Source organism: Actinomadura fulvescens, assembly GCF_039533225.1.
Classification (GTDB): Bacteria; Actinomycetota; Actinomycetes; order Streptosporangiales; family Streptosporangiaceae; genus Spirillospora; species Spirillospora fulvescens.
In genome coordinates this window covers 71,637-94,847 of the sequence record NZ_BAAATD010000005.1, presented here as the reverse complement: position 1 = coordinate 94,847, position 23,211 = coordinate 71,637, and the positions used below count along the sequence as shown (strand labels likewise).

Below are 23,211 nucleotides of genomic sequence, written 5' to 3'. Positions count from 1 at the left end.
CATGAACGACCGTGTCGCCGAGGCGTTCAACGAGCGGGCCCGCTCGCGAGACAGCGGCCTGTCGACCCTCACCCGGCGCCTCAAGGAGCACCCCACGTTCGAACGCTGGCCGGGCGGCTTCCTCGCCCGGCCGCTGTTCCTCGGGCGCGCGGAGACGCTGGCGTTCGCCGCCGACCTCCAGCGGCTCGTCGCCCTGCTCACCGCGCTGCCGGACCGGCTCTTCGACGGCGACCTCGACCGGTTCTGCGCGGCCGTGCGGGTGACGGGCGAGCGCGCGACGCTGATGCGGCGGCTCGGCGAACCCTCGGCGCCGCACTGCGGCCGCGCGGACGTCTACCACGACGGCACGTCGATGAAGCTCCTGGAGTTCGGCATCGGCAGCGAGCTCGGCGGCTGGGGGCGGGGCGGCGAGATCTGCCGGTCGCTGCTCGCGGACGAGGAGTTCGGGGCGTTCGCCGGGGACCACCGGCTCTCCTACATCCACAACGGCCGCTACCTGGCCGGGCTGTTGCGGCAGCTCGGCGCCACGGTCGCGCCGGACCGGGAACCGGCGGTCGCGATCATCGAGGGGCCGGGCGCGCTGGTGACGGGCGGGCACGGCTGGCGCGTGCTGGAGGACGTCCTGCGCTGGCTCGGCATCGACATCCACCTGGGCGAGGTGACCGAGATCGAGGAACGCGGCGACCGGCTGCACCTGCGGGGCGTGCCGATCGACGTCGTCTACCGCGCGTTCGAGGCCGACCAGCTCGTCGGTGACGCCGACGCCATGGCCCGCGCAGAACTGATCTTTCGTGCCCACGAGGCGGGCGCCGCGGTGCTCTGGACACCGCTGGAGAGCAACATCTACTGCGAGAAGACCTGCATGGCGCTGCTGTCCGCGCCCGGCGCCAGGGACCGGTTCACCGCGGCGGAACGCGCGCTCGTCGACCGGGTGCTGCCGTGGACGCGCGAGCTGGTGGCGGACTCGTTCCGCGACGACCCGGACCTGGTCGACGAGTGCGTGGCGCGGCGCCGCGACCTGATCGTCAAGCCCAACGGCCGGTACGGCGGCATCGGCGTCGTGGCCGGCTGGGAGGTCGCGGAGCGCGACTGGCCGCGGCTGCTGCGGGAGAAGGCCGCGGACGGCTGCATCGTCCAGGAACGGGTCGTCCCGCGCGACGAAGAGGTGATCGATCCGACCACCGGCAAGGGGGAGCCCTGGCACGCGGTGTACGGCTTCTTCTACACGCCGCTGGGGCACTCGGGCGCGTACGCGCGGACCCTGCCGGCACCGGAGAGCGCCGTGATCGGAACCGGCGGCAAGGTCTGCACCGCCGGTGTCTACTACTACGACGACGGTGGTGAGCGAGCTCCGTGAGCACCGGTGAGCTGGCATCGGGCAAGACCCCGGACGAGGTGGAGGACCGGGCCACGCGCCGCGACTTCCGGCATCTGTGGTCGGCGAGCCTGATCTCCACGCTCGGCGACGGCGCCCTGCTGGCCGCGCTTCCGCTGGCCGCCGCGGCACTGACCAGCGACCCGCGGCTCGTCGCCGGGGTCGCCTTCGCCGGGCGGCTGCCCTGGCTGGTGCTGGCGCTGTTCGGCGGCGTGATCATCGACAGGCTCGACCGGCGCCGGCTGATGATGTGGACGCAGGCCGCCCAGATGTCGCTGGTGACCTTGATCGCCGTGGTCGCGACCCTGGAGTGGTCCGAGATCTGGATGCTCTACATCTTCGCGTTCTGCATCGGCTTCGGGGACATCCTGTTCACCGGCGCCAGCCAGGCGCTGGTGCCGACGATCGTCCGCCCGGCCGATCTGGAGGCGGCCAACGGACGGCTCGTCGCGGCCGAGTCGGTCTCGCGCGAGTTCCTCGGCCCGCCGATCGGCGCGGCGCTGTTCGCGTTCGCCATGCCCACCCCGTTCTGGGTGGACTCGGTGACGTTCCTGGCCTCGGTCATCCTGATCGCCCGCATCCGCCCGATCCCGCCGCCCGTCGAACCACCCGTCAGGCGCGCCGTCTTCGCCGAGATCGGCGAGGGCCTGCGCTTCCTGGCCCGCGCCAAACTGCCGCGCGCGCTCACCCTCATCTCCGCGGCGGGCAACTTCTGCGAGGCGATGGCCCTGTCGCTGCTGGTCCTGTTCGCGAAGGAGATACTGGACGTCGGCGACTTCGGCTTCGGTCTGCTGCTCGCGGCCATGGCGGCGGGCGGCGTGCTCGGCGGCCTGGTCAGCGGCCGGATCGTCGCGAGGTTCGGAGCGCGGGACGTGGCCATCGCGGTCCAGGTCATCAGCCCGGCGGCATGGCTGGCGATCGGCTTCTTCGGCCGCAACGCGTTCGTCGTGGTCGGGCTCTTCACGGTCTTCTCCATCGCCCTGGCGATGTGGAACGTGGTGTCGATGTCGGTCCGGCAGCGCCTCATCCCCAACGAGCTGCTGGGCCGTGTCACGAGTGCCAGCCGGATGCTCGCCTACGGCGCCACGCCCCTCGGCGCCCTCGCCGGCGGTTTCGTGGCCGAGTCGTACGGACTCGTGGCACCGTGGATCATCGGAGGCGTGCTGTCGCTGGTGGTCGCCGTCGTCGCGCTGCCCGTCCTGCGGCGCTGGGACTCATGAGGGAGCGGGATGCGTTGACGCAGGTCAGAGCGGACTATCTGGCCGTCGCGGAATCCGTGGCGGCGCTGGTGAACGATCCGGTGGTCGCCGGGGCGTGGGACGAGCCGAGCGCCCTTCCCCGGCTCACCGTCGGGGCGCTGGCCAACCATCTCGCGGGACAGATCTCGTTCGTCGCGCTGGTGCTCCCGGAACCGCCCGCGGAGCAGCCGGTCATCGAGATCCTCGACTACTACGCACGGGTCGGATGGATCGGCACCGGTCTCGACGAGCCGTTCAACCTCCGCATCCAGCGCGGCGAGGCGAAGGCGGCGGCGGACGGGCCGCAGGCCCTGATCTCGCGCACGGCGAAGGACCTGGGCGAGCTCCGGGACCGGCTGCCGGCCGAGCCGCCCAGGGCCGTGCACCTGCCCGTGTGGGGCGACTGGTCCCTGAGCCTGGACGACTTCGTGACCAGCCGCCTGATGGAGCTGGTCGTCCACACCGACGACCTGGCCGTGAGCGTCGGCCTGCCGACGCCGCCGCTGCCGTCCGGGGCCGTCGACACCGTGGTCGTGCTGCTGGCCCGCCTGGCGGTACAGCGGCACGGACCGGTGGACGTGGTCCGCGCCCTCAGCCGAGCCGAACGCGCCCCCACCACCATCGCGGCAATCTAGGGCGTAGATAGGGTGCGGGCATGTTCGCTGTCACGGCTTCGCAGTTCGACGCAGACAATCCCTTGAACGGCCTGACCTTGGGCGAGCGGCCCGAGCCGTCGGTACCCGAGGGCTGGACCACGGTCACGGTGAAGGCGACCGCGCTCAACCACCACGACCTGTGGTCGCTGAAGGGCGTGGGGCTCCGCGCGGAACAGCTTCCGATCATCCTCGGCTGCGACGCGGCCGGGGTGGACGAGGACGGGAACGAGGTCATCGTGCACGCGGTGATCGGCGACCCGGACCGGGGCGGCGGCGACGAGACCCTCGACCCGAAGCGTTCGCTGCTCTCGGAGGCCCGCGACGGCACGTTCGCCGAGAAGGTCGCGGTGCCGCGGCGCAACCTCGTGCCCAAGCCGGCGGAGCTGACCTTCGAGGAGGCGGCCTGTCTCCCGACCGCCTGGCTCACCGCGTACCGCATGTTGTTCGACAAGGCGGGCCTGCTGCCGGGCTCGACCGTGCTCGTCCAGGGCGCGGGCGGCGGCGTCGCGACCGCGCTGGTCGCGCTGGGCGCCGCCGCGGGCTACCGCGTCTGGGTCACCAGCCGCAGCGAGGGCAAGCGCGAGCGGGCGCTGGAGCTGGGCGCCGACGAGGCGTTCGAGCCGGGTGCGCGCCTGCCCGAACGCGTCGACGCGGTCATGGAGACCGTGGGCGAGGCCACCTGGTCGCACTCGCTGAAGTCGCTGCGGCCCGGCGGGCGCATCGTGGTCTCCGGCGCGACCAGCGGCCAGGTGCCGCTCGCGGAGCTGAACCGCGTCTTCTTCCTGCAGCTGTCGGTGGTCGGCTCCACGATGGGCACCCGCGACCAGCTGGAGCGGCTGGCGCGGTTCCTGGTCAAGAGCGGCGTCCGGCCGCGCATCGACCGGACGCTGCCGCTGGCGCGGGCGGCCGAGGGCTTCGCGGCGATGGCCGAGGGCGAGCTCTTCGGCAAGATCGTCTTCACCCCGTAGCGGCCCGGGCGGCGGCGAGGGCGGCCTCGTAGCCGGGATGCAGGCCGATCTCGGGCACGTACTCCGCGTAGGTGACCTGGTCGTCGGCGTCCACCACGAAGACGGCGCGGGCGAGGAGGCGCAGCTCCCGTACCGCCACGCCGTAGGCGAGGCCGAACGACAGGTCGCGGTGGTCGGACAGGGTCAGGACCGAGTCGAGACCGGCGGCGCCGCACCAGCGTCGCTGGGCGAACGGCAGGTCGACCGAGACGGTGAGCACGGTGATGTCCCTGGCCGCCTCCTCGTTGAAGCGGCGGGTCTGCTGGTCGCACACGTCGGTGTCGAGTGAGGGCACCGCCGAGATGATGCGCACCTGGCCCTTGGACGAGGCGAGGGTGACCGGCGTGAAGTCGTTGGCCAGGACGGTGAAGTCCGGCGCCGGGTCGCCCGCCCGCACCTCGTCGCCGAGCAGGGTGACCGGCCGGCCGCGGAAGTTCGTGGTCCTGTTCGGAGTGGACATGGGATCCCTCTCGGATGGTCGGGTGCCTGTCAGTCCCGGGTCGCCCCGTCGTCCTGCCGAGCGCGCGCGAGCAGCATGGCGGTGGTCCGGCGCAGTTCGTCCAGGGCCTCGGTGTCGAGCCGGTCGTCGTGCCAGAAGGACAGCGGATCGCTGTTGAGCGTGGCGAGGAGGCGCCGCAGTTCGGCCTCGGCCGAGGCCAGCTCCGTGTCGTCGCCGGGTGACAGCCTCCGTACCCGGGCCAGGTCCGCGGTGATGCCCTCCAGGTGGCCGGTCACCTCGGTCCAGGCGCACTCGGCGGCGGTCACCAGTTCGGCGGTGCGCCGGAACAGGCGGTTCATCTGCTCGACGGCGGCGGACGGCGTGACGCGGGCCTGCCCGTTGTCGGTGATGTGGCGCTGGGCCAGGGGCGCGGGGGAACCGGTCAGCAGGACCGAGGGTCCCGTGAGCAGCTCGGCGACGTCCACGGACGGGCGGCGCGAGCCGTTGGCGGCGCCGGCCGCGTCGTCCACGACCGCCGAGTACGCGTTGAACATCTCCCACAGGGCGGTCAGGTCGGCGGTCGCGGTCTGCCAGCGCCGCATGGTCTGACCGGTCAGTTCGGCGCCGGCGAGCAGCTGCCTGCCGAGGCTGCCTTCGAGATCGACGAGATTGGAGCGGATGGCGTCGCGATCGGCGACGGCTTGCGCCAGCTCCGCCGTGGCCGCGTCGGCGGCCGGCAGCGCCGCCGTGGGGTCACCGGCGGAACGGACGCCGCGCCGGGCCCGCTCAAGCGCCGGGACGCCTGCTTTCCGATCGCGGAACCGCTGGTCGGCCCATGCTGAGACCGGCCGTTCCAGTAGGTAGTAACTGAGCGTGGCCATGAGCACGGCGCCGATGACCGTGACCAGTTCCAGCTCTATGAAACCGGCGGTTCCGTAGAGCTCACGGATGGGCCTGGCATTCCCGTCGAAGACGCTGCCGGGCTGCAGGTAGACGTGCATGACGGCGAAGTGCCAGAGATAGATGCCGTAGGACACCCGTCCCAGGTGGGCCACGACCTTGTTGCCGAGGACGAGCTGGGTCGCCTGGGACCGTGCCCCGGGCGCGGTGAGCGGCAGCGCCGCCAGCAGGCCGAACATCGCGACCATGAGATAGGTGACCAGCAGGCCGCTGGTCGAGTAGATCGCGTCCATGCCGATCACGCTGAACGGGCGGGCGCAGTTCACCAGGTAGACGGCCAGCGCGCCGAGCCAGAAGAGCGGGGGCCGGCGGGCGGCCACGCGCAGCACGCCCGCGGTGTCCTTGGGCGAGACCTGGGACAGCGCCAGCAGGATGGCCAGCGCCATACCGATCCCGATCGTGGGAGCGAAGCCCTGGGGCCACCAGAAGACCATGCGGTTGTCCCAGCCCTGGCCCTTGACGAAGAACAGCCACCCGACGCCGGCCGCGATCAGGATGGGCACGGGCAGCATCAGCCGGCGGGCGCGGCTCGCCGGGGTCGCCCCGCGCCGGGCGTACCCATGGGTGGCCCAGGCGATCAGGGGCAGCGCCAGATACCACTGGACCATGGAGGGGACGGTCCACGTGATCTCCATGCCGTTCATCAGGTTCGGCACGAAGGGGTTCGGCAGATAGACCTGCAACAGCAGGATCGGGCGCAGGACGTAGCCCACGCCGTCGATGGACTCCCGGTTCAGCGCCAGAAGCACCACCAGATACATCACGTAGTAGGCGGGCAGCAGCCGGAACAGCCGGCGAATGAAGGCGTTGCGCTGCGGCGGGCGTTTCCGGCCGGAAATGATGGCCCGGGCGATCGGCAGGTAGAGATAGAGCGCCGGCAGAACGAAGAAGACGCCGATGAACGAAGGCAGTCCACTCACGAAGAATGCGCCGACGAAATTGCTCGGCGGTCGCGGCTCACCGAGCGCCCGCGTGCCGAACAGGCCGGAGAACATCGCCACATGAACGGTGAGCAGGGCCAGGGCCGCCATTCCCCGAATGCCGTAAATCGCGGGATCCCGGTTGCTCGCACCGGCCCGCTTGGCGGTCCCGGTCCCGGCCCCGGCCGTGACATCGACGCTAGAGCTCATGTGTACATCCCCTCTCGTTGTTGTCCGGCCTCGCCCGCGTTCGGCCCGCGCTACCTGGGAGGACGTGGTCAGGAGACGACGGACCTGACGAACTTCAGGGTCTCCCGGACGCCGGGGCCATCGGCGATCTGCACGACCTTCTTGAAGCTCAGCGTCTGCTCGTTCAGCAGGCTCTTCAGCTCCCTCAGTTCACGCGAGTTGACGGAGAAAGTCTTGCTGCCGTCCTCGTTGTCGGTGACCTTGGGCATGGTTGTGCCTCCTCCGGCTTGATATCGCTTTTTTATGCGCTGCCGCCGCTCGGCGGGCACCGATCCGAGGCTGGCACGCCCGGCGCGCGCCGGGCATCTTCGAAAGTGCGCCACGGCTTTCCGGGGACGGCACGGTCGGAGATGACCGGCCCGATGGGCGGTGCTTGCATGGAATGCACGCCTGATGTCCGGCATTCATTTGCCCGGCCGGCGAATTCACCGTGCATTTCGGTTTGCGGCAGATGGAGGGCCCGTCATGGGTGAGCACACGGGAGGCCACGGCCTCGCCCGGCCACTGGGCGACCGCGCGGTCGTCGTCGGGGGAAGCATCGCCGGGACGCTCGCCGCCCGCGTGCTGTCCGAGCTGTACCGGGAGGTGCTGGTCGTCGACCGGGACGGGGTGCTGGGCGTCGACGGTCCACGGCGCGGCGCCCCGCACAGCGTGCACGCGCACGGCCTGCACGCGCGGGGCTATCTGATCCTCTCCGAGCTCTTCCCGAACCTGCTCGACGAGGCGGTGGCCCTCGGCCTGCCGGTGCGCGACTTCGGCCGGATGCGCTGGTACTTCGACGCGCGGCCGATCCGCACCGCCGACACCGGCCTGAAGTCGATCGCCGGCAACCGTCCCGTGCTGGAGAACCATCTCCGGTCACGGGTCGCCGCCCTTCCCAACGTCGAGTACCGGGAGCGGACCGAGGTGCTCGGACTGCTCACCACGCCGGGCCGTGAACGGGTGACCGGAGTCAGTCTGCGGGCGCGGGACGGCGAGGGGGACGAGCCCGGCACGCGGGTGGACGCCGACCTGGTCGTCGATGCCACCGGACGCGGATCGCGGCTGCCCGTCTGGCTGGGCGAGCTGGGATATGGGCGGCCCCCCGAAGAACGCATGAAGATCGGCCTCGCGTACACCACGCGTACCTTCCGCAGGCGCCCGGGGACCTTCGACGGACCTCAGGCCATCAATCCGGTCGCCTCGCCGGCGCATCCCCGTGGTGCCTTCTTCGGCCAGGCCATGACCGGCGACTGCCGGCTGTCGCTGACCGGCATCCTCGGTGACGACCCGCCGGCCGATCCGGAGAGCTTCCTCGAATTCACCAGGTCCCTGCCGGTGCCCGACATCTACGAGGCCGTGCGTGACGCCGACCCCACCAGCGACCCGGTGTCCTTCAAGTTCCCGTCGAGCGTGTGGCGGCACTACGAGAGGCTGACCCGCTTCCCGGAACGGCTCCTGGTCATGGGCGACGCGGTCTGCTGCTTCAACCCGGTCTACGGCCAGGGAATGACGGTCGCCGCGATGGAGGCCATGGCGCTGCGCGCCCACCTGCGGCGACGCGGTGAGCTCGATTCCCTCGGCCTGCAAGGCGAGTTCGCCCGGATCATCACCCGTCCCTGGCGCCTGTCCACCCGCGGTGACCTGGACTTCCCGGCCGTGCCCGGCGCGCGGACGATCAGCGTCCGGCTGCACAACGCCTACACGGGCCGCCTGCAGTACGCGGCGACGAAGGATCCCGCGGTGACCACGGCACTCATGCGCGTCATGGGACTGATCGATCCGCCCCGGGTGCTGTGGCGCCCCGGTCTCGTCGCCAAGGTCCTGTGGCTGTCACGCGACAAGCCCGCCTCGTCCCGGCGTACGGGCGACGCCGCAGGGACATCCGTCCACGCCCCAGGAACGTCTGACGCAAGGAGAGGCGCAGTGTCATGACCGCTCAGTTGCAGATCCCGACCGGGGTGGGCGCCTTCGACGCGCTGGCGGCCGGTCCGGAGGACGGCAGGGAAGTGCTGCTGCTCCACGGCTTCCCGCAAGGCGCCCTCGAATGGGAGCACCAGCTCGACGCGCTCGCCGCCGCCGGCCTGCGCGCGGTCGCGCCGGACCAGCGGGGTTACTCGCCCGGCGTGCGGCCCGAGGACGTCGCCGGCTACCAGATGAAGGAGCTCGTCGGGGACGTGCTGCGCATCACCGACGCGCTCGGCTGGACGCGCTTCGACCTGGTGGGCCACGACTGGGGCGCGGCGGTGGCCTGGGCGCTGGCCGATCAGCATCCCGGGCGGCTGCGCACGCTGACGGCGGTGTCGGTGCCGCATCCGGGGCCGTTCGCGGAGGCGCTCCGGAGCGATGAGGACCAGCGGCGCCGGTCGGGGTATCTGGAGATGTTCCGGCAGGAGGGGGACGGGGCGGAACGGTTCTTCCTCGACGGCGGTGCGGCCGGGTTGCGGGGGATGCTCCAGCACTCGGTGCCCGCGGAGAAGCTGGACGAGTACGTACGGCGGCTGTCCGAGCCCGGGGCGATGACCGCCGCGCTGAACTGGTATCGGGCGACGCGGCCCGAGGAGGTCGTGGCCGGGCCGATCACGGTGCCGACGTTGTACGTCTGGAGCACCGAGGACATCGGGGTCGGCGCCGCCGCCGCGCTGGCCACCGAGGACTGGGTGTCCGGGCCCTACCGGTTCGAGAGCTTCGAAGGGGTCTCGCACTGGGTGCCCGAGGAAGCGGCGCGGAGACTCTCCACGGAACTGCTGGCACACCTGGAAAGGCACGGGCGATGACCGGTACGCACGAGCAGTGGGACATCGTGTCCGGGCTGGGCGTCACGGCGCTGGCGGTGGCGCTCGCCCGGGCCATGGAGACGCGCCGGCCGGGCGGCCTGATCCAGGACCCGTTCGCGGAGCTGTTCGTCGCCGCGTCCGAGCTTCCCGAGCCGTACGCCCACTGGCCGCGGGCAGACGCCGCGGCGGGTGACCTCGACCCGCCGTGGGACTCCATGCCCCTCTACATGGGGGTGCGGGCACGGTTCTTCGACGAGTTCCTGCTCGACGCGGTCGCGGGCGGCGTGCGCCAGGTCGTCCTGATCGCGGCGGGGCTCGACAGCCGGGCCTACCGGCTGGACTGGCCCGCCGGAACGGACCTGTTCGAAGTCGACCAGCCGTTGGTGATCAAGTTCAAGGACGAGGTGCTGGGCGAGGCGGGCGCGCGTTCCCGCTGTGCCCGGCATGCGGTGCCGGTCGACCTGCGCGACGACTGGCCGGCCGCGCTGTCGGGTGAGGGTTTCGACCCGGCCCAGCCGACGGTCTGGGTGGCCGAGGGGCTGCTGTCCTTCCTGTCGCCCCAGGCCGAACGTGATCTGCTCGGCCGCATCGGGGACTCGTCGGCACCGGGCAGCAGGCTGGCGCTGGAGGCGGCTCCGGGTCACGACCGCCATGGGGTCCTGAAGTCGCGGTTCGCCGCGGCTGAGGACCATATCGGCGTGTCCGTGGCCGCGCTGTGGCAGACCGATCCCCGGCCCGACCCCGCCGATCTGCTCCGCGCGGGCGGCTGGACGGTCGGCGCCGAGCGCGTCGCCGAGGCGGCCGGCCGTTATGGCCGCGTCGTGCCCGGCGTGATGAGCGACGCCGCGAATCACACCCGGTTGATCACCGCCACGCGGTGAGAAGGCTTCACATCTCCAGGCCCGTGCTGGTCTGCACCGGCCGCACTTCGACCGTGCCGCCCACCGCGGCTTCGGGGATCTGCGCCGCGCGTTCCAAGGCCCGCTCCAGGCTGTCGCACTCGATCAGGTAGAACCCGGCGAGATACTCCTTGACCTCGGGGAACGGGCCGTCGATGGTGCTCGTCCGGTCCTTGTCGACCGACACGCGCTTGGCCATCGACGGATCGGCCAGCGCCTCGGAGACGACCATCTCGCCCGAGTCGACCAGGTCCTCGATGAGGGCGAGATGAGCCTGCATGCCCTTCTCGCGCTCGGCCTCGGACAGGCCCTCCCATCTCTCGTGCAACCGCTGGCTGTGGTAGATCATGATCAGGTACTTCACCGGCAGCTCCTCCGTTCGCCGAACGCTCTCCTCCACTATGTCGAATCCCGCGCCTTGGCTTCGACATACCTACGAGAGGCACCCGTAGGCCAGGAATCGGAGGAGACCATGGGCGCGGAGATGGTGCCGAGCAGGCAGAAAGAGCAGGAAGAACAGCCACCGGCGGATCCCCGGCGGTGGCGGGCGCTGGCGGTGCTGGGCCTGGTCCAGTTCATGCTCGTCGTCGATATCACCGTCGTGAACGTGGCGCTGCCGCGCATCCAGAGCGAGCTGACGTTCTCCCGTGCCGGGCTGGCGTGGGTGGTCGACGGCTATGTCCTGATGGCCGGCGGGCTCCTGCTGCTCGGCGGGCGGCTGGCGGACCTGTTCGGCCGCCGTCGGCTGTTCCTGCTGGGCGTGATCGTCTTCGCGGTGGCGTCGGTCGTCTGCGGCGCGGCGACGTTCCCCGGAATGATGATCTCCGGCCGGTTCGTCCAGGGCGTCGGGGAGGCGCTGGCGCAGCCGGCGTCGCTGGGCTTGATCATCCTGCTGTTCCCCGACACCGCCGAGCGCATCAAGGCGATCGGCATCTGGGGCGGCATCGCGGGGCTCGCCGGCGTGTCGGGCGTGGTCATCTCGGGCGCGCTGACCGATCTGGCCTCGTGGCGCTGGATCTTCTTCATCAACGTGCCGATCGCGCTGTTCGCGCTGATCATGGTGCCGCGCCTGGTGTCGGAGAGCCGGATGTCGCGCGACCAGAGCGGCCGGATCGATGTCACCGGTGCGGCCACGGCGGCGGGCGGGCTCGTGGCGATCGTCTACGGGCTGCTCCAGGCCGCCGAGCACTCGTGGGGGTCGGGGCGCGTCCTGGTGCCGCTGGCCGGGGGCCTGGCACTGCTGGCGATCATGGTCGTGGTGGAGGCGCGGTCGGACTCGCCGCTGATCCCGCTGCGGTTCTTCGCCAACCGCACCCGCGGGGTCGCGTACTTCGTCGGACTGTCCTTCGGGGCCGCGTTCGTCGCGTTCTTCTTCCTCATGACCCTGTACCTGCAGCAGGTCCTCGGCTACGAGCCGCTCAAGGCCGGGCTGTCGTACGTCCCGCTCGGGATCGCCATGGGCGTCGGCATCGGCCTGGGCACCGGGCTGATGCCGCGCGTCGGCGTCAAACCGTTGCTCGCGCTCGGATTCTTCCTCGCCGCGGGATCGATGGCCCTGGCCTCCGGGGTGGAGACCGACACGAACTACGCGAGCGGCGTGCTGCCCTCGCTCGTCGTGCTCGGCCTGGCCGCGGGTCTGGTGATGCCGACCGGGACGTCCGCCGCCCTGCACAAGGTCACCGGCGACGACGCGGGGCTGGCGTCCGGCATGCAGGCGACCACCCAGCAGGCGGGCGGGGCGCTCGGTCTCGCTCTCCTGGCGGCGCTGGCGCTGCGGCACACCGGCGACCAGGTGGCCGCGGGCGTCGCTCCGGCGGTCGCCGCCACGGACGGCTTCGTGCTGTCCTTCCGGGTCGCCGCCGTCCTCCTGGTCGTGTGCGGCGTGCTGGTGCTGCTCTTGCTCGAACGTGTCTCGGCGGAGCCCCGCAGCCCTGTCGCCGAGATCTCCCCTCGCTAGTCAGGCGCGGAAACGCGCACGCCACTCACAAGGAGTGATCATGAGAAAGATCGTCATGTACAACCGGGTCACGCTCGACGGCTTCTACGCCCGGCCGAACGGCGACATCGACTGGTTCATCAACGACCCCATGGTCGACCGGGCCTCGCACGAGATGATGAGCCCGGACACGATCCTGTTCGGCCGGGTGACCTACCAGCAGTTCGAGAGCTTCTGGCCGGCGGTGGCGAAGAACCCGGAGGCCCCCGAGGGGGCCCGGATGATCGCCGGCGAGCTCAACAAGATGACCAAGGTGGTCTTCTCGACCACCCTGAAGGAGGTCACCTGGGAGAACTCCCAGCTGATCGGCGGCAACGTCGCGAAGGAGGTCGAGAAGCTGAAGCAGGGCGACGGTCCCGACATCGTCATCTTCGGCAGCGGCACCATCGCCCAGGAGCTGGCCAGGGCGGGACTGATCGACGAGTACCTGATCGCGCTGACTCCCGTCGTCCTCGGCGAGGGCAAGCCGATGTTCGAGGGCGTCGGGCACCAGGACCTCAAGCTGCTCGACTCGCGCACCTTCGAGTCCGGCAACACGATGCTGCGGTACGCGGTGGGATGACCCCATGATGCGACGGCCCCGGCGGCTGGTTTCGGCCAGCTGCCGGGGCCGTCGCATCGGGCGGTCCGTACGGGGGCTCAGATGTAGGCCGTGTTGGGCTCCAGGCCGCAGAGCACGCGACCGTAGAGCTCGAAGTTGGTATCCGGCACCATCAGGGCGTGCAGGTTGACCGCGTGCATGTCGCGCGTGATCCGTTGCATGGGCACCTTGCTGTAGATCGACGAACCGCCGCTGGCGAGGCTCAGCAGATCCACCGCGTCCTTGCCCAGCCGGCAGATGGCGCCGATGTCGGCCCGGGTGCGCGCGCGTTCCTCCAGCGTCCACGGTGCGCCGGCGGCGCCCTTGGCGTCGGTGAGGGCGGTGATCCGGTCGGCGTGGAACTCGGCCTCGTCGATCTTCATCGTCGCCTCGGCCAGGCGCAGATGGGTGATCGCCGCATCACTCTGCCGGGCGTAGTCCGTATAGGTGATCTTGCGTTCGCCCATCCGCTCCAGGAACACCTCCCGGGCGGCCTTGGCCAGGCCGATGACCGTGCCGGCCGACGAGGCGTTGGCCACGCCGAGCAGCGGGTTCCGGTACATGGCCGTCTCGGCGTTGCGCACCGAGGCCGTCCGCCCCTCCAGCACGGCCGGCAGCGGCACGACGCGCGCCGCCGGGACGAACACGTCGTTCGCCACCGTGGTCACGCTCCCCGAGCCCTGTAGTCCGGAGGTGTACCAGTCGTCGATGATCTCCAGATCGGACAGCGGGATCAGCGCCATGACCGGCCATTGGCCCGCCCCGTCCGGGGTCGGGGCCATGGCGATGACCTCCTGCCAGTGGCTGTGCAGGGCGCCGCTGATGAAGCTCCACCGCCCGCTGACCACCATGCCGCCGTCCGCCGGCGTCGCGGCGGCGGACGGGCTCAGCGTGCCGCACACCCGGACGTCCGGAGTCGAGTACACCTCGTCCTGGACCTCGTCCGGGAACATGCCCACCATCCACCCGGGAATGGTCCAGACCGAGGCCGTCCAGGCGACCGAGCCGTCGCCCCGGCCCAGCTCGGTCAGGACCCGGTGGAGGGTGCGGGTGTCGGACTCGTAGCCGCCATAGCGGGCGGGGACCCGCATCCGGAAGAGCCCCGCGTCGGCGAGGCCTTCGATCGTCTCGTCGTGCAGCCGCCGGTTCTCCTCGGTCCACGTGGCGTTCTTCCGCAGCAGCGGCACGAGCTCGGTGGCGCGGCGGACCAGTTCCTCGGCTGAGGGCGGTGCCTTCGTCGTACTGCTCATTTCGTTGTCTCCTGTGCGCTGGGGGTCACGGGCGATGGGTGTCGGCCGCGGCCAGGGCCGTCCGCGGCGGCGGCGCGGAGCCGCGGATCAGGTCGGCGGCCTTCTCGGCGATCGCGATCGTGGGCGCGTTGGGATTGCCCCGGACGAGCGTCGGCATGACCGAGGCGTCGGCGACGCGCAGTCCGTCGATGCCGGTGACCCGGAGCTCGGCGTCGACCACGCCGCCCATCGCGCAGGTCCCCGCCGGATGGAAGATCGAGTGGGTGTACTGCCTGACATAGGCGCGCAGGTCCTCGTCGGACTCCGAGGCGGGCGGTTCGAACTGCGCCTCCCGGAAGGGGTTGAGCGCCTTCTGCCGGGCGATGCGCAGCCCGATCCGGGTCGCCTCGACGGCGGCGTCGAGATCGCCGTCGGCCGCGAAGTAGTTGTGCGAGATCTTCGGTTTCGCGGTCGGGTCGTCGGAGGCCAGCGTGACGTGGCCGCGGGACCGGGGCGTGAGCATCGACGGGCCGAACGAGATCGCATGCTGGGTGGGGGTGCCGAGCCCGCTGTCGGCGAACATGACCGGCGCGGCCAGGAACTCCACATCGGGGGCGGGGAGGTCGTCGCTCGTCCGTACGAATCCGCCGGCCTCCGGCCCGTTCGCGGTGAGCGGTCCGCGGCCCTCGTCAAGGAACCGCCGCACGTCCTCGGGACTCCCGGCCGCCGTCAGGCTGATCGGCTGCGAGTGGGTGAACACCAGCGGCACCAGGGCATGGTCCTGCAGGTTCTGGCCGACCTGCGGCTGGTCGAGCACCACGTCGATGCCGAAGGCGCCGAGCAGCTGCGCCGGGCCGATGCCCGACAACATCAGCAGCTGCGGCGAGTTGTACGCCCCGGCACACAGGACGACCTCGCGGGCCGCGCGGAACGTGGCCTCCCGGCCGAGCCGGGTTCCGGTGACCCCGACGGCGGCACCGTTCTCGATGAGCACGCGGTGCACCTGGAGGTCGGTCTCGATGGTGAGGTTCGGGCGATCCGCCGCGGGATGCAGGAACGCGGTGGACGTGCTGCACCTCCTGCCGTCGCGCTGGGTGAGCTGGAAGAAGCCGAATCCGTCCTGCTCCGCGCCGTTGAAGTCGTCGTTGAGCGCGAACCCGGCCTGCGCGGCGGCCTCGACGAAGGCCGCGGACATCGGGTTGTTGGAACGGCCCTCGGACACGGCGAGCGGCCCGCCGACGCCGTGGTAGGCCGACTCGCCCCGCTCGTTGTCCTCCGAGCGCTTGAAATAGGGCAGGAGATCGTCGAAGCCCCACCCGGGCTGGCCCCAGCCGTCGAAGTCGAGCCGGTTGCCCCGGATATAGACCATGGTGTTGATGGAGCCGGTACCCCCGAGCACGCGGCCCCGGGGAAGATAGACGCGGCGGCGGCCGAGGAAACGTTCCTCATGGGTGTCGTAGTCCCAGTCCAGATGCGTCCGGAACAGCTTGCCGAACGCGACCGGGACGTGGATGCTCTCGGCGGTGTCCGGCGGGCCCGCCTCGATCAGGCAGACCGAGGTCCCGGGATCCTCCGACAGGCGCGCGGCGAGGACACAGCCGGCGCTCCCGGCGCCGACGATGACGTAGTCGTACATGTGCTTCTCCTTGGACGGCGTGACCATGGCCGGCGGTGGCCGGCCGGCCCGGTGGACACCGCGTGGCGCCGCGTGTCGCGTGTCACGCGGCGCCACGGGGACCGCCGGACCGGCCCGCCCGCGTCAGGCCTTGATCGGGCTGCTCTGGTGAGAGACGAGCTTCAGGGCGCCGTCGGGACTCCTCGCGATCACCCAGGTGGCCCGGATGAAGTTCGCGGCGGAGACCTCGGTGTCCTCGGGCAGCATGATTCCGCCCTCCGTGATGACCACGGCCACCTCGTCGGTGAGGAACTTGATCTCCACGGGCCAGCCCTTCACCCGGGCTCCCGCCAGCGGGCCCTGGAACGCCCTGGCCATGTACGACCGGATCTCTTCCCGGCTCGTCAGCTGGTCGTCCCGCATGAGCAGGCTGCCGTTGTCGGCGAAGACGTCGGCGAAGGCGTCGGCGTCGTTGGCCGCCCACGCCGCCTGGATGCGCATCGGCACGGTGAGCGCGGCCTTCTCGTCCTCGCCCGTGTAACCGCGGTAGTAGGAGGTGTCCTCGCTGACACCGGCCGCACTGAGAATCGTCGAAGCGGCTCCCCACGATGTCCGGGTGGTCATGGCGGTGCTCCTTGTCGCTAGTGAGGGGTGCGGGCACCAGGGGAGGCCCCGCGCGGATCAGCCCTTGATCGGGCTCGTCTGGTACGAGGCGACGCGCCAGTCACCGGCGCGCTTGACGACCACCCACATGGTCCGGACCGCGGCGCCGGGCGCCAGGGAGTCCTCGCCGGCGCGCAGCACGCCGCCCTGGAAGGTCGCGATGGCGACCGAGTCGGTCAGCAGGCGGATCTCCTGGGGCGTGGCCGACAGCCGCGAGCCCTGGTAGGGCCCGCCGAACGACTCCGCCATGTACGACCGGATGTCATCGCGGCTGGTCAGCTGCGTGTCGCCGACGAGCATGCTGCCGTTCTCGATGAACATCTCGGCGAAGGCGTCCGCGTCGTTGGCGTCCCAGGCGGCCCGTACGCGCAGCGGGGCGGTGAGAACGGCGCCTTCCTCCCCATTGGGGAAGTCACCGTAATAGGTCGCCCATTGCTTGGCGTTGGCCACGAGGGACGCAGCCTCCTTGGTCATGGTGTCTCCTTCTCGTGTCGGGACGGCGCGGTCCGCGGCGGCCTCACCAGCGGAGGGTCGCGCCGTCACCCCGCGGGCTGTTCTGGTAGCCGGCCAGCTGCCACTGGCCGTCCTTCTTGACGGTCACCCAGGTGGACCGGACGGCGAGCTCGGGGGCGATCTCGGTCGCTCCCGGCGCCAGGATGCCGCCGTGGGTGCGCAGCAGGGCGACGTCGTCGGCCACGAACCGCACGTCGACCGGGCGGCCGGTCACGCCGGTGCCCTTGAACGGGCCCGCGTACGCGGCGGCCATGAACGACCGGATCTCTTCCCGGCCGCGCTTGTAGACGTCGCCGGGCAGGATCAGGATCCCGTCCTCGGTGAAGACGTCCGCCACGCCGGCGGCGTCGTTGCGCGCCCACGCGGCCACCAGCCGCAGCGGCACGCTCAGCGCCTCCTTCTCCTTCGGAGAGGTGAACTCGCCGTAATAGGCGTCGAGTTCGGGGCTGTTACCGGTCGTTTCCTCGGAAATGCTGGTGGTCATGCCCGGCTCCATTCCTGTGCGATGGCTGAATGGCCTCGGAGAGCCGGGAGAAACAGATTGCCGGCTCGTCCTTCTCTGATGTTGTCTTTTCTCTCGTCGTGCTGCATCTCTTAGGTTGCTGCGGAGGGACGCAGGCATTCGACGAGATATCCGCCGAGTGCGGCCACATTGGGCTTGTTCCACAGAATGTTCGGCGGCAGATCGAGCCCGTACCTGCGTTGCAGCCGTACGCGCAGCGCGACGGTCATCACCGAGTCGACGCCGAGTTCGGCCAGCGGACGTTTCTGCTCGATGTCCTGCGCGGCCAGGTTGAGCTCGGCCGCGACCTGCTCCAGGAGATCGGCCGTCACCGACTCGCGCTGCTGCGCCTCCGACAGGCCGTCCCAGTCGAGGCTGAAGCCGTCCGCGACACCGGCGTCGCCGCCCGCGTCCACGGACGTCAGCTCGCGGAACATCGGCACGCGCTGGTTGTGCGGCGGCATCGGCAGGACGCGCAGGACCGCCTTGTACGGGGCGCGGAACCGGTCGGCGAACGACCAGGACCGGAAGGCCTCGGCGGAGGAGACGACGTCCAGCCCACGGGCGTTCGCCTCCAGCATGGTGCTGGCGATCGTTTCCGACATCCCCATCCCGCGCCAGGCCGTCCACCCGAGGCTCACCGTGCCCGTCCCGCCGGCGCTCTGGCGGTGCGCCGCCAGTGCGTCGAGGAACGAGTTGGCCGCCGCGTAGCTGGTCTGCCCCGTGAGCCGTGCGAACTGCCCGCACGAGGAGAAGAACACGAGGAAGTCCAGCGACCCGGGCGGGAAGAGCCGGTGCAGCACCATCGCGCCGGTCGCCTTGGGCCCGAGGACGTCACGCAGGTCGTTCCGCACGACCTTGTCGACCATGGCGTCCCGGACCACTCCGGCGGCGTGCACGATCCCGCGGATGGGCGGCATCCCGTGGTTCTCGGGCGCCAGTGCCAGGGCGGCCTGGTCGGCGTCGTTGACGTCGAGCGCCAGCACGCGGACGGTCGCGCCCAGCGCTTCGAGCGCGAGCACGCCCTCGATCTGGCGCCGGGTCCTGGCGTCGCGGACCTGACCCCACTCCGAGCGCGGCGGCAGCCCGCGGCGGCCGGCGAGCAGCAGCCGGCGCGCGCCACGGTCCACCAGCCACTGCGCCACCGCGAGCCCGAGGGCCCCCAGTCCGCCGGTGATCAGGTAGGTGCCCGAGGTGTGGCACTGGAGCGCCCCGCCCTCCGCCGCGCGTTCGATCGTGCTCAGCCTCGGCACGGCGGCATCGTCGCCGGTCAGCGAGATGATGTCCTCGGCTCCCGCCGCGTGCCGCAGCAGCCGCAGGATCCGGCGGCCGGTGTCGTCCTCCAGCGTGTCGACATCGATCGTGCCGCCCCACAGCTCCGGGTGCTCACCGGCGATGATGCGCGAGGCCCCCCACACGGGGGCGTGCGCGAGCGCCGCCTCCTGGCGGGAGTCCCGCACGCCCCGCGTCAGGCACCAGAGCCTTGGCGGAGGTGCGATCTCGTCGCCCGCGGCCTTGTGGACGTGGGTGAGACGCTGCGCCGTGCGGATCAGCGCCCACACGGCCTCTTCGGCCACCTCTTCCGGACGTTCGCCCGGGCCGGCGCTCGCGGGCACGACCATGACGGCGTCCGCGAGTGCCAGCGACGCCGGACGCAGGTCCTCCGGCGAGGGCGCCCGTTCGCAGAGCACACCGGCCCCCTCGAACTGCCCGGCCAGCCGCGCCAGGTCGTCGTTGGCGCCGATCATGACCACCTGCCGCACCGGACGGGCGGCATCGCTCTCGTCGTCGAGGACGAAGGGACGCCACACGATCTCGTGCACCAGGTCGCGCGGCGCGGCGACGGCACCGGGCTCGTCCTGCAACGAGGCGAACCGCAGCCCGCCCACCTCGCAGACGACCCGGCCGTGTTCGTCGGCCACCCGGACGTCGACGGTGTCGTGCGGGGACTCGGCCGACCGCGCGCTGTGCACGGTGATCCGGGCCGGCGGCTCGCCGTGGAACGCGACCGAGTCGATGTGGCAGGACATCCACAGGCGCCGGGCGTCCGGCGGAGTCACCACGACGGCGCTGATCGTCAGCGCGCCGTCGATGACGTGCGCCCAGCTGTGGGCGCGCGAGGCGGGCTCCGGCTCGATGGTCAGCAGCGCCAGCTGTTCCTGGTCGTTGCGGCGGAGCTCGTCGATGTCCCAGGGAAAGGCGTACCCGCCGACGCCCTGGGTGCGGAACATGGCGTCGACCGCGACCCAGTCCGACTCCTCGTAGCAGCGTTCCCGTACGGCATCGATGTCGAGCGGCTGCCGGGACGGCTCCTTTCCGTGCACGACACTGGCCGTGCAGTGGGTGAGCCACTCGTGTTCCTCGGTGCCCGGCTCGGTGCCGTCCGCGCCGGTGTCCTCGTCGAGGGCAAGGCGGCTCGCCAGCCGTACCGTGTTCTCCTCCAGCACGATCTGCACCACCCGGGGCGGTGTGACGGCGACCGGGGTGCGCAGGACGATGTCGCTCAGCGCGGGCGTCTCGCCCTCCCGGGAGGCCGCCGTCACGAACGTGTCGATGAGAACGGCGGCAGGAGTGATCTCCACGCCGACGACCTCGTGACTCTGCGGGTACGGGCGGCAGGACAGGTCGAGATAGGTCTGCCAGACCTGCCGGACGGGGGAGCCGCTCACCGTCGAGTGCCCGCCGAGCAGCGTGTGGCGATCCGGATCGTGGCCGCCGCCGTGACCGGTGTCGGTCGCCGTCGCGGGGAAGATCCAGTAAGGCCGGTGCTGCCACGCCGCGGCCGGCAGCGCCAGCAGGTCTCCGCCCGGATGCTCCCGCGCCCAGTCGACCGCCACGCCGTCGCAGTGCAGCTGGGCGAGGCCGCCGAGCAGGATCTCGATCTCGTGGGAGTCCCGGCGCATGCTGGGCGCGGTCGTCCCGTCCTCGACGTCGAGGTGCGCGAAGGTCTCGGTGATGGAGTGCGTCACCACCGGATGGGACGACAGTTCCAGGAACCGGCGATGTCCGTCGGCGACGGCCGCCTCCACCGCCTGGGCGAAGCGGACCGGCTCCCGCAGGTTGAGCGCCCAGTAGGAGCCGTCCCTGGCGAGGTCAGACCGCGGGTCGGCCAGTGCCGTGGTGTAGAGGGGCACCCGGGGCGGGCGTACGCCCAGTTCGTCGGCCGCGGCACGGACCTCGGCGATGACGGAGTCCACGTGGGGACTGTGGAAGGCGATGTTCGTGTCGACGTTCCGCACGTCCACGCCGTCGTCCCGCCACTGAGCGGCCAGCCGCCCGACGGCCCCCCGGTCGCCGGAGACCACCGTCGAGGTGGGACTCGCCGCGATCGCCGCGACGACGTCGTCCCGGTCGCCGAGACGGTCACGGCACTCCTGCCACGACAGGCTCACCATCGCCATGGCGCCCGCTCCCTCGACGGCGCCGAGCGCCTTCGCGCGGCGGCAGGCGAACCTGGCCGCCTCCCGCAGGTCGAGGCAGCCGGCCGCCACCGCGGCGGCGATCTCGCCCACCGAGTGACCGATGATCGCTGCGGGCTCGATCCCGTGCCGCCGCCACACCTCGGCGAGACCGGCCTGCATGGCGAAGGTCAGCGCCTGCACCTGCGAGGCCGTCCACGGGCCGCCCGTGGTGATGGCCTCACGCGGCGTCCAGCCCATCTCCGCGCGGAAGACCGGCGCCAGGTCGTCCATGACCGCGGCGAACACCGGTTCGTCCCGCAGCAGCCCCCGGCCCATGCCCGACCACTGGGAGCCGTGTCCGGAGAACACCCACACGGGCCCGGCGGCGTCCGGTCCTCCGGTCCACGCCTTGACCACGCCGGGAGCCCGTTGCCCCTCGGCGAGCGCCCGCAGCCGCTCCGCCAGTTCGCCGGTGGAACCCGCGACGACGGCCCCTCGCTGGGACAGGTGCGAGCGGCGGAGGGCGAGAGTGTGACCGACCGAGGACAACGACGAGCCGGGATGGTCGTCCAGCCAGTCCGCCGTCGCTCCGGCGAGTGCGCGGAGCCCGGCGTCCGACATGGCCGACAGCGGGAAGACCGAGATATCCGCAGGTGCCTTCGCCGGTGCCTCCGCGGGCGCCTTCGCGGTCGGCTCCGCCGAGATCTCTGCCGGTGCCTCCTCCAGGATGAGGTGGGCGATCGTGCCACCGACTCCGTAGCTGGACACTCCGGCTCGCCGCGGTTCAGATCCCGGCCGCCAGGGTGACAGTTCTCCGACCAGCCGCAGGCCGGACGCGGCCCAGTCGATGTCCGGATGGGGTTCGGAGTGCAGGCTCGGCGGGATGGCCGCGTTCCGCAGTGCCAGCACCGCCTTGATCACCCCGGCGATCCCCGAACCGCCCTCGATATGACCGATGTTCGGCTTCAGCGAACCGATCATGCAGGGGTCGTGCGGAGCACGGTCCCGGCCGAAGACGGCCGCCAGCGCCAGTGCCTCCTCACGGTCGCCGACGGGAGTGCCGGTGCCGTGCGCCTCGACATAGCCGACCGAGGCCGGCGAGATGCCGGCGCGGTCGTAGACCTCGTGGAGCATGTGCTCCTGGGCCTCGTTGTTCGGCGCCATCATGCCGTCGGATCTGCCGTCCTGGAACACCCCGCTACCGACGATCAGCGCGAGCACGGGATCGCCGTCACGGCGGGCGTCCGCCAGGCGCTTGAGCACCACCACGCCCGCGCCTTCGCCGCGCCCGTAGCCGTCGGCGTCCCGGTCGAACGCCTTGCTGCGCCCGTCCGGAGAGGTCGCGCCGGCCCCGTCGAGCGCCACGAAGAGGGCGGGGGTCGCCATGACGTTGACGCCCCCGACGACGGCGACCGGGGTCTCGCCGAGCCGGAGGCTCTGGCACGCGAAATGCAGGGCGGTCAGCGACCCGGCGCACGCCGTGTCCACCGCCACACTCGGCCCCCGAAGGTCCAGGAAGTAGGAGATCCGGTTCGCGATCCCGTAGTACGTCGTGCCGTTGACCGCGTACGCGCCGGTGCGCGGAATGTCCTCAAGGAGCCGGCGGCCGTAGTCGTTGGAGTTGGCCGCGGCGAACACGCCGGTCTCCGTGCCGCGCAGCGAAAGGGGCGGGACGCCCGCGTGCACCAGCGCCTCCCACGCCAGCTCAAGCAGGATGCGCTGCTGCGGGTCGATGAAGTCGGCCTCGCGTGGTGAGATCCCGAAGAAGTCCGCGTCGAACCCCTCGATGTCGTCGAGGAACGACCCGAGCCGGGTCGTTCCCCGCATGATCGCTGTCGCCTGGGGGCTGCTCGACGCATAGGGCTGCCACCGCTTGTCCGGCATCTCGCGCACCGAGTACCGGCCCTGGGCGAGAAACGTCCAGAACTTGTCCAGCGAGTCGAGGTCGGGCGAAAATCGGCAGCTCATCCCGATGACGGCAATCGCGTTATCGGATTCCGCATCCAGACTCACATTCGCTCCTCTCCAGAATTCCATGGGCAGCTGAAGATCCACCTCACGGTGACTTCTGGAACATCGTCACCTCATTCGGTTGCGCGCGGCATCTCCTGAACTGCTTTCCGTATCCGCCCCGGTCCGGCCGAGGAAGGCAATTCAGGAGATGCTCCGGATCGGCTGGGCGTGTAATTCTCAGGCGGCGATCAGGTCAATTG

General features: G+C 71.2%; 19 protein-coding genes. 9 read left to right on the top strand and 10 right to left on the bottom strand.

The features are described 5' to 3' along the window. Position 1 precedes the first annotated feature (1 nt). From ABD333_RS19450 to ABD333_RS19435, 4 genes are read left to right on the top strand one after another with little or no spacing between them, the layout of a single operon-like run. A complete protein-coding gene (locus ABD333_RS19450; protein ID WP_344542797.1) occupies positions 2–1,357 on the top strand; it encodes a hypothetical protein in 1,356 nt (451 codons plus the stop codon). Then, positions 1,354–2,595: an MFS transporter gene (locus ABD333_RS19445; protein WP_344542796.1), complete on the top strand. Its 1,242-nt coding sequence runs from the start codon at positions 1,354–1,356 to the stop codon at positions 2,593–2,595. The genes ABD333_RS19450 and ABD333_RS19445 overlap by 4 nt, the downstream gene beginning before the upstream one ends. A 14-nt stretch (positions 2,596–2,609) precedes the next feature. Beyond that, positions 2,610–3,248 (top strand): maleylpyruvate isomerase N-terminal domain-containing protein, encoded by a 639-nt coding sequence (locus tag ABD333_RS19440; protein ID WP_344542794.1) that lies wholly within the window; start codon positions 2,610–2,612, stop codon positions 3,246–3,248. A 20-nt stretch (positions 3,249–3,268) separates the two neighbouring features. Continuing rightward, a complete protein-coding gene (locus ABD333_RS19435) occupies positions 3,269–4,237 on the top strand; it encodes a zinc-binding dehydrogenase (protein WP_344542793.1) in 969 nt (322 codons plus the stop codon). Here ABD333_RS19435 and tpx read toward each other — a convergent pair. The 3 genes from tpx to ABD333_RS19420 form a co-directional block, all read right to left on the bottom strand. Continuing rightward, positions 4,227–4,736, bottom strand: coding sequence for a thiol peroxidase (tpx, locus tag ABD333_RS19430; protein ID WP_344542792.1), 510 nt, complete (start codon positions 4,734–4,736; stop codon positions 4,227–4,229). The two genes, ABD333_RS19435 and tpx, sit on opposite strands and share 11 nt — an antisense overlap. 29 nt (positions 4,737–4,765) lie before the next feature. Continuing rightward, the gene (locus tag ABD333_RS19425; protein WP_344542790.1) at positions 4,766–6,805 is read right to left on the bottom strand and encodes an acyltransferase family protein; all 2,040 of its coding nucleotides are present in this window, start codon (positions 6,803–6,805) and stop codon (positions 4,766–4,768) included. A 68-nt stretch (positions 6,806–6,873) separates the two neighbouring features. Next, positions 6,874–7,053 (bottom strand): hypothetical protein, encoded by a 180-nt coding sequence (locus ABD333_RS19420; protein WP_344542788.1) that lies wholly within the window; start codon positions 7,051–7,053, stop codon positions 6,874–6,876. Between the two features lie 256 nt (positions 7,054–7,309). On the opposite strand from ABD333_RS19420, the gene ABD333_RS19415 reads away from it, so the two are divergent. Genes ABD333_RS19415 through ABD333_RS19405 form a run of 3 tightly spaced genes read left to right on the top strand, consistent with a single transcriptional unit; the run spans position 7,310 to position 10,481 of the window. Beyond that, positions 7,310–8,758 carry an FAD-dependent oxidoreductase gene (locus ABD333_RS19415; RefSeq protein WP_344542786.1) on the top strand — a complete coding sequence of 483 codons (1,449 nt, stop codon included), beginning with the start codon at positions 7,310–7,312 and terminating at the stop codon, positions 8,756–8,758. Further along, positions 8,755–9,600, top strand: a complete 846-nt coding sequence (locus ABD333_RS19410) for an alpha/beta fold hydrolase (RefSeq protein ID WP_344542785.1) — start codon at positions 8,755–8,757, stop codon at positions 9,598–9,600. Before ABD333_RS19415 ends, ABD333_RS19410 begins: the two co-directional genes overlap by 4 nt. Next, entirely contained in the window at positions 9,597–10,481 is an 885-nt protein-coding gene (locus tag ABD333_RS19405; protein WP_344542783.1) for an SAM-dependent methyltransferase, read from the top strand. The genes ABD333_RS19410 and ABD333_RS19405 overlap by 4 nt, the downstream gene beginning before the upstream one ends. 7 nt (positions 10,482–10,488) lie before the next feature. Here the strand turns inward: ABD333_RS19405 and ABD333_RS19400 are convergent, their stop codons facing one another. Then, positions 10,489–10,863, bottom strand: a complete 375-nt coding sequence (locus ABD333_RS19400; protein ID WP_344542781.1) for a YciI family protein — start codon at positions 10,861–10,863, stop codon at positions 10,489–10,491. Positions 10,864–10,971: 108 nt separating this feature from the next. Here ABD333_RS19400 and ABD333_RS19395 point away from each other — a divergent pair, with 108 nt between their 5' ends. Together ABD333_RS19395 and ABD333_RS19390 are read left to right on the top strand one after the other, a co-directional pair. Beyond that, positions 10,972–12,456, top strand: a complete 1,485-nt coding sequence (locus ABD333_RS19395) for a DHA2 family efflux MFS transporter permease subunit (protein ID WP_344542779.1) — start codon at positions 10,972–10,974, stop codon at positions 12,454–12,456. Positions 12,457–12,496: 40 nt separating this feature from the next. Continuing rightward, a complete protein-coding gene (locus ABD333_RS19390; RefSeq protein WP_344542777.1) occupies positions 12,497–13,057 on the top strand; it encodes a dihydrofolate reductase family protein in 561 nt (186 codons plus the stop codon). Positions 13,058–13,134: 77 nt separating this feature from the next. Here the strand turns inward: ABD333_RS19390 and ABD333_RS19385 are convergent, their stop codons facing one another. The 6 genes from ABD333_RS19385 to ABD333_RS19360 all read right to left on the bottom strand — a co-directional run bounded on the left by ABD333_RS19385 (position 13,135) and on the right by ABD333_RS19360 (position 23,035). Then, positions 13,135–14,325, bottom strand: a complete 1,191-nt coding sequence (locus tag ABD333_RS19385; protein WP_344542776.1) for an acyl-CoA dehydrogenase family protein — start codon at positions 14,323–14,325, stop codon at positions 13,135–13,137. A gap of 25 nt (positions 14,326–14,350) precedes the next feature. Further along, complete coding sequence (locus ABD333_RS19380; RefSeq protein WP_344542775.1) at positions 14,351–15,940, bottom strand: GMC family oxidoreductase; 1,590 nt, start codon at positions 15,938–15,940, stop codon at positions 14,351–14,353. 123 nt (positions 15,941–16,063) lie between these two features. Further along, positions 16,064–16,543: an SgcJ/EcaC family oxidoreductase gene (locus ABD333_RS19375; RefSeq protein ID WP_344542774.1), complete on the bottom strand. Its 480-nt coding sequence runs from the start codon at positions 16,541–16,543 to the stop codon at positions 16,064–16,066. Positions 16,544–16,600: 57 nt separating this feature from the next. After that, positions 16,601–17,056, bottom strand: coding sequence for an SgcJ/EcaC family oxidoreductase (locus ABD333_RS19370; RefSeq protein ID WP_344542773.1), 456 nt, complete (start codon positions 17,054–17,056; stop codon positions 16,601–16,603). Between the two features lie 43 nt (positions 17,057–17,099). After that, positions 17,100–17,579 (bottom strand): SgcJ/EcaC family oxidoreductase, encoded by a 480-nt coding sequence (locus ABD333_RS19365; protein ID WP_344542771.1) that lies wholly within the window; start codon positions 17,577–17,579, stop codon positions 17,100–17,102. Between the two features lie 110 nt (positions 17,580–17,689). Continuing rightward, positions 17,690–23,035 carry a type I polyketide synthase gene (locus tag ABD333_RS19360; protein WP_344542769.1) on the bottom strand — a complete coding sequence of 1,782 codons (5,346 nt, stop codon included), beginning with the start codon at positions 23,033–23,035 and terminating at the stop codon, positions 17,690–17,692. Positions 23,036–23,211: the final 176 nt, after the last annotated feature.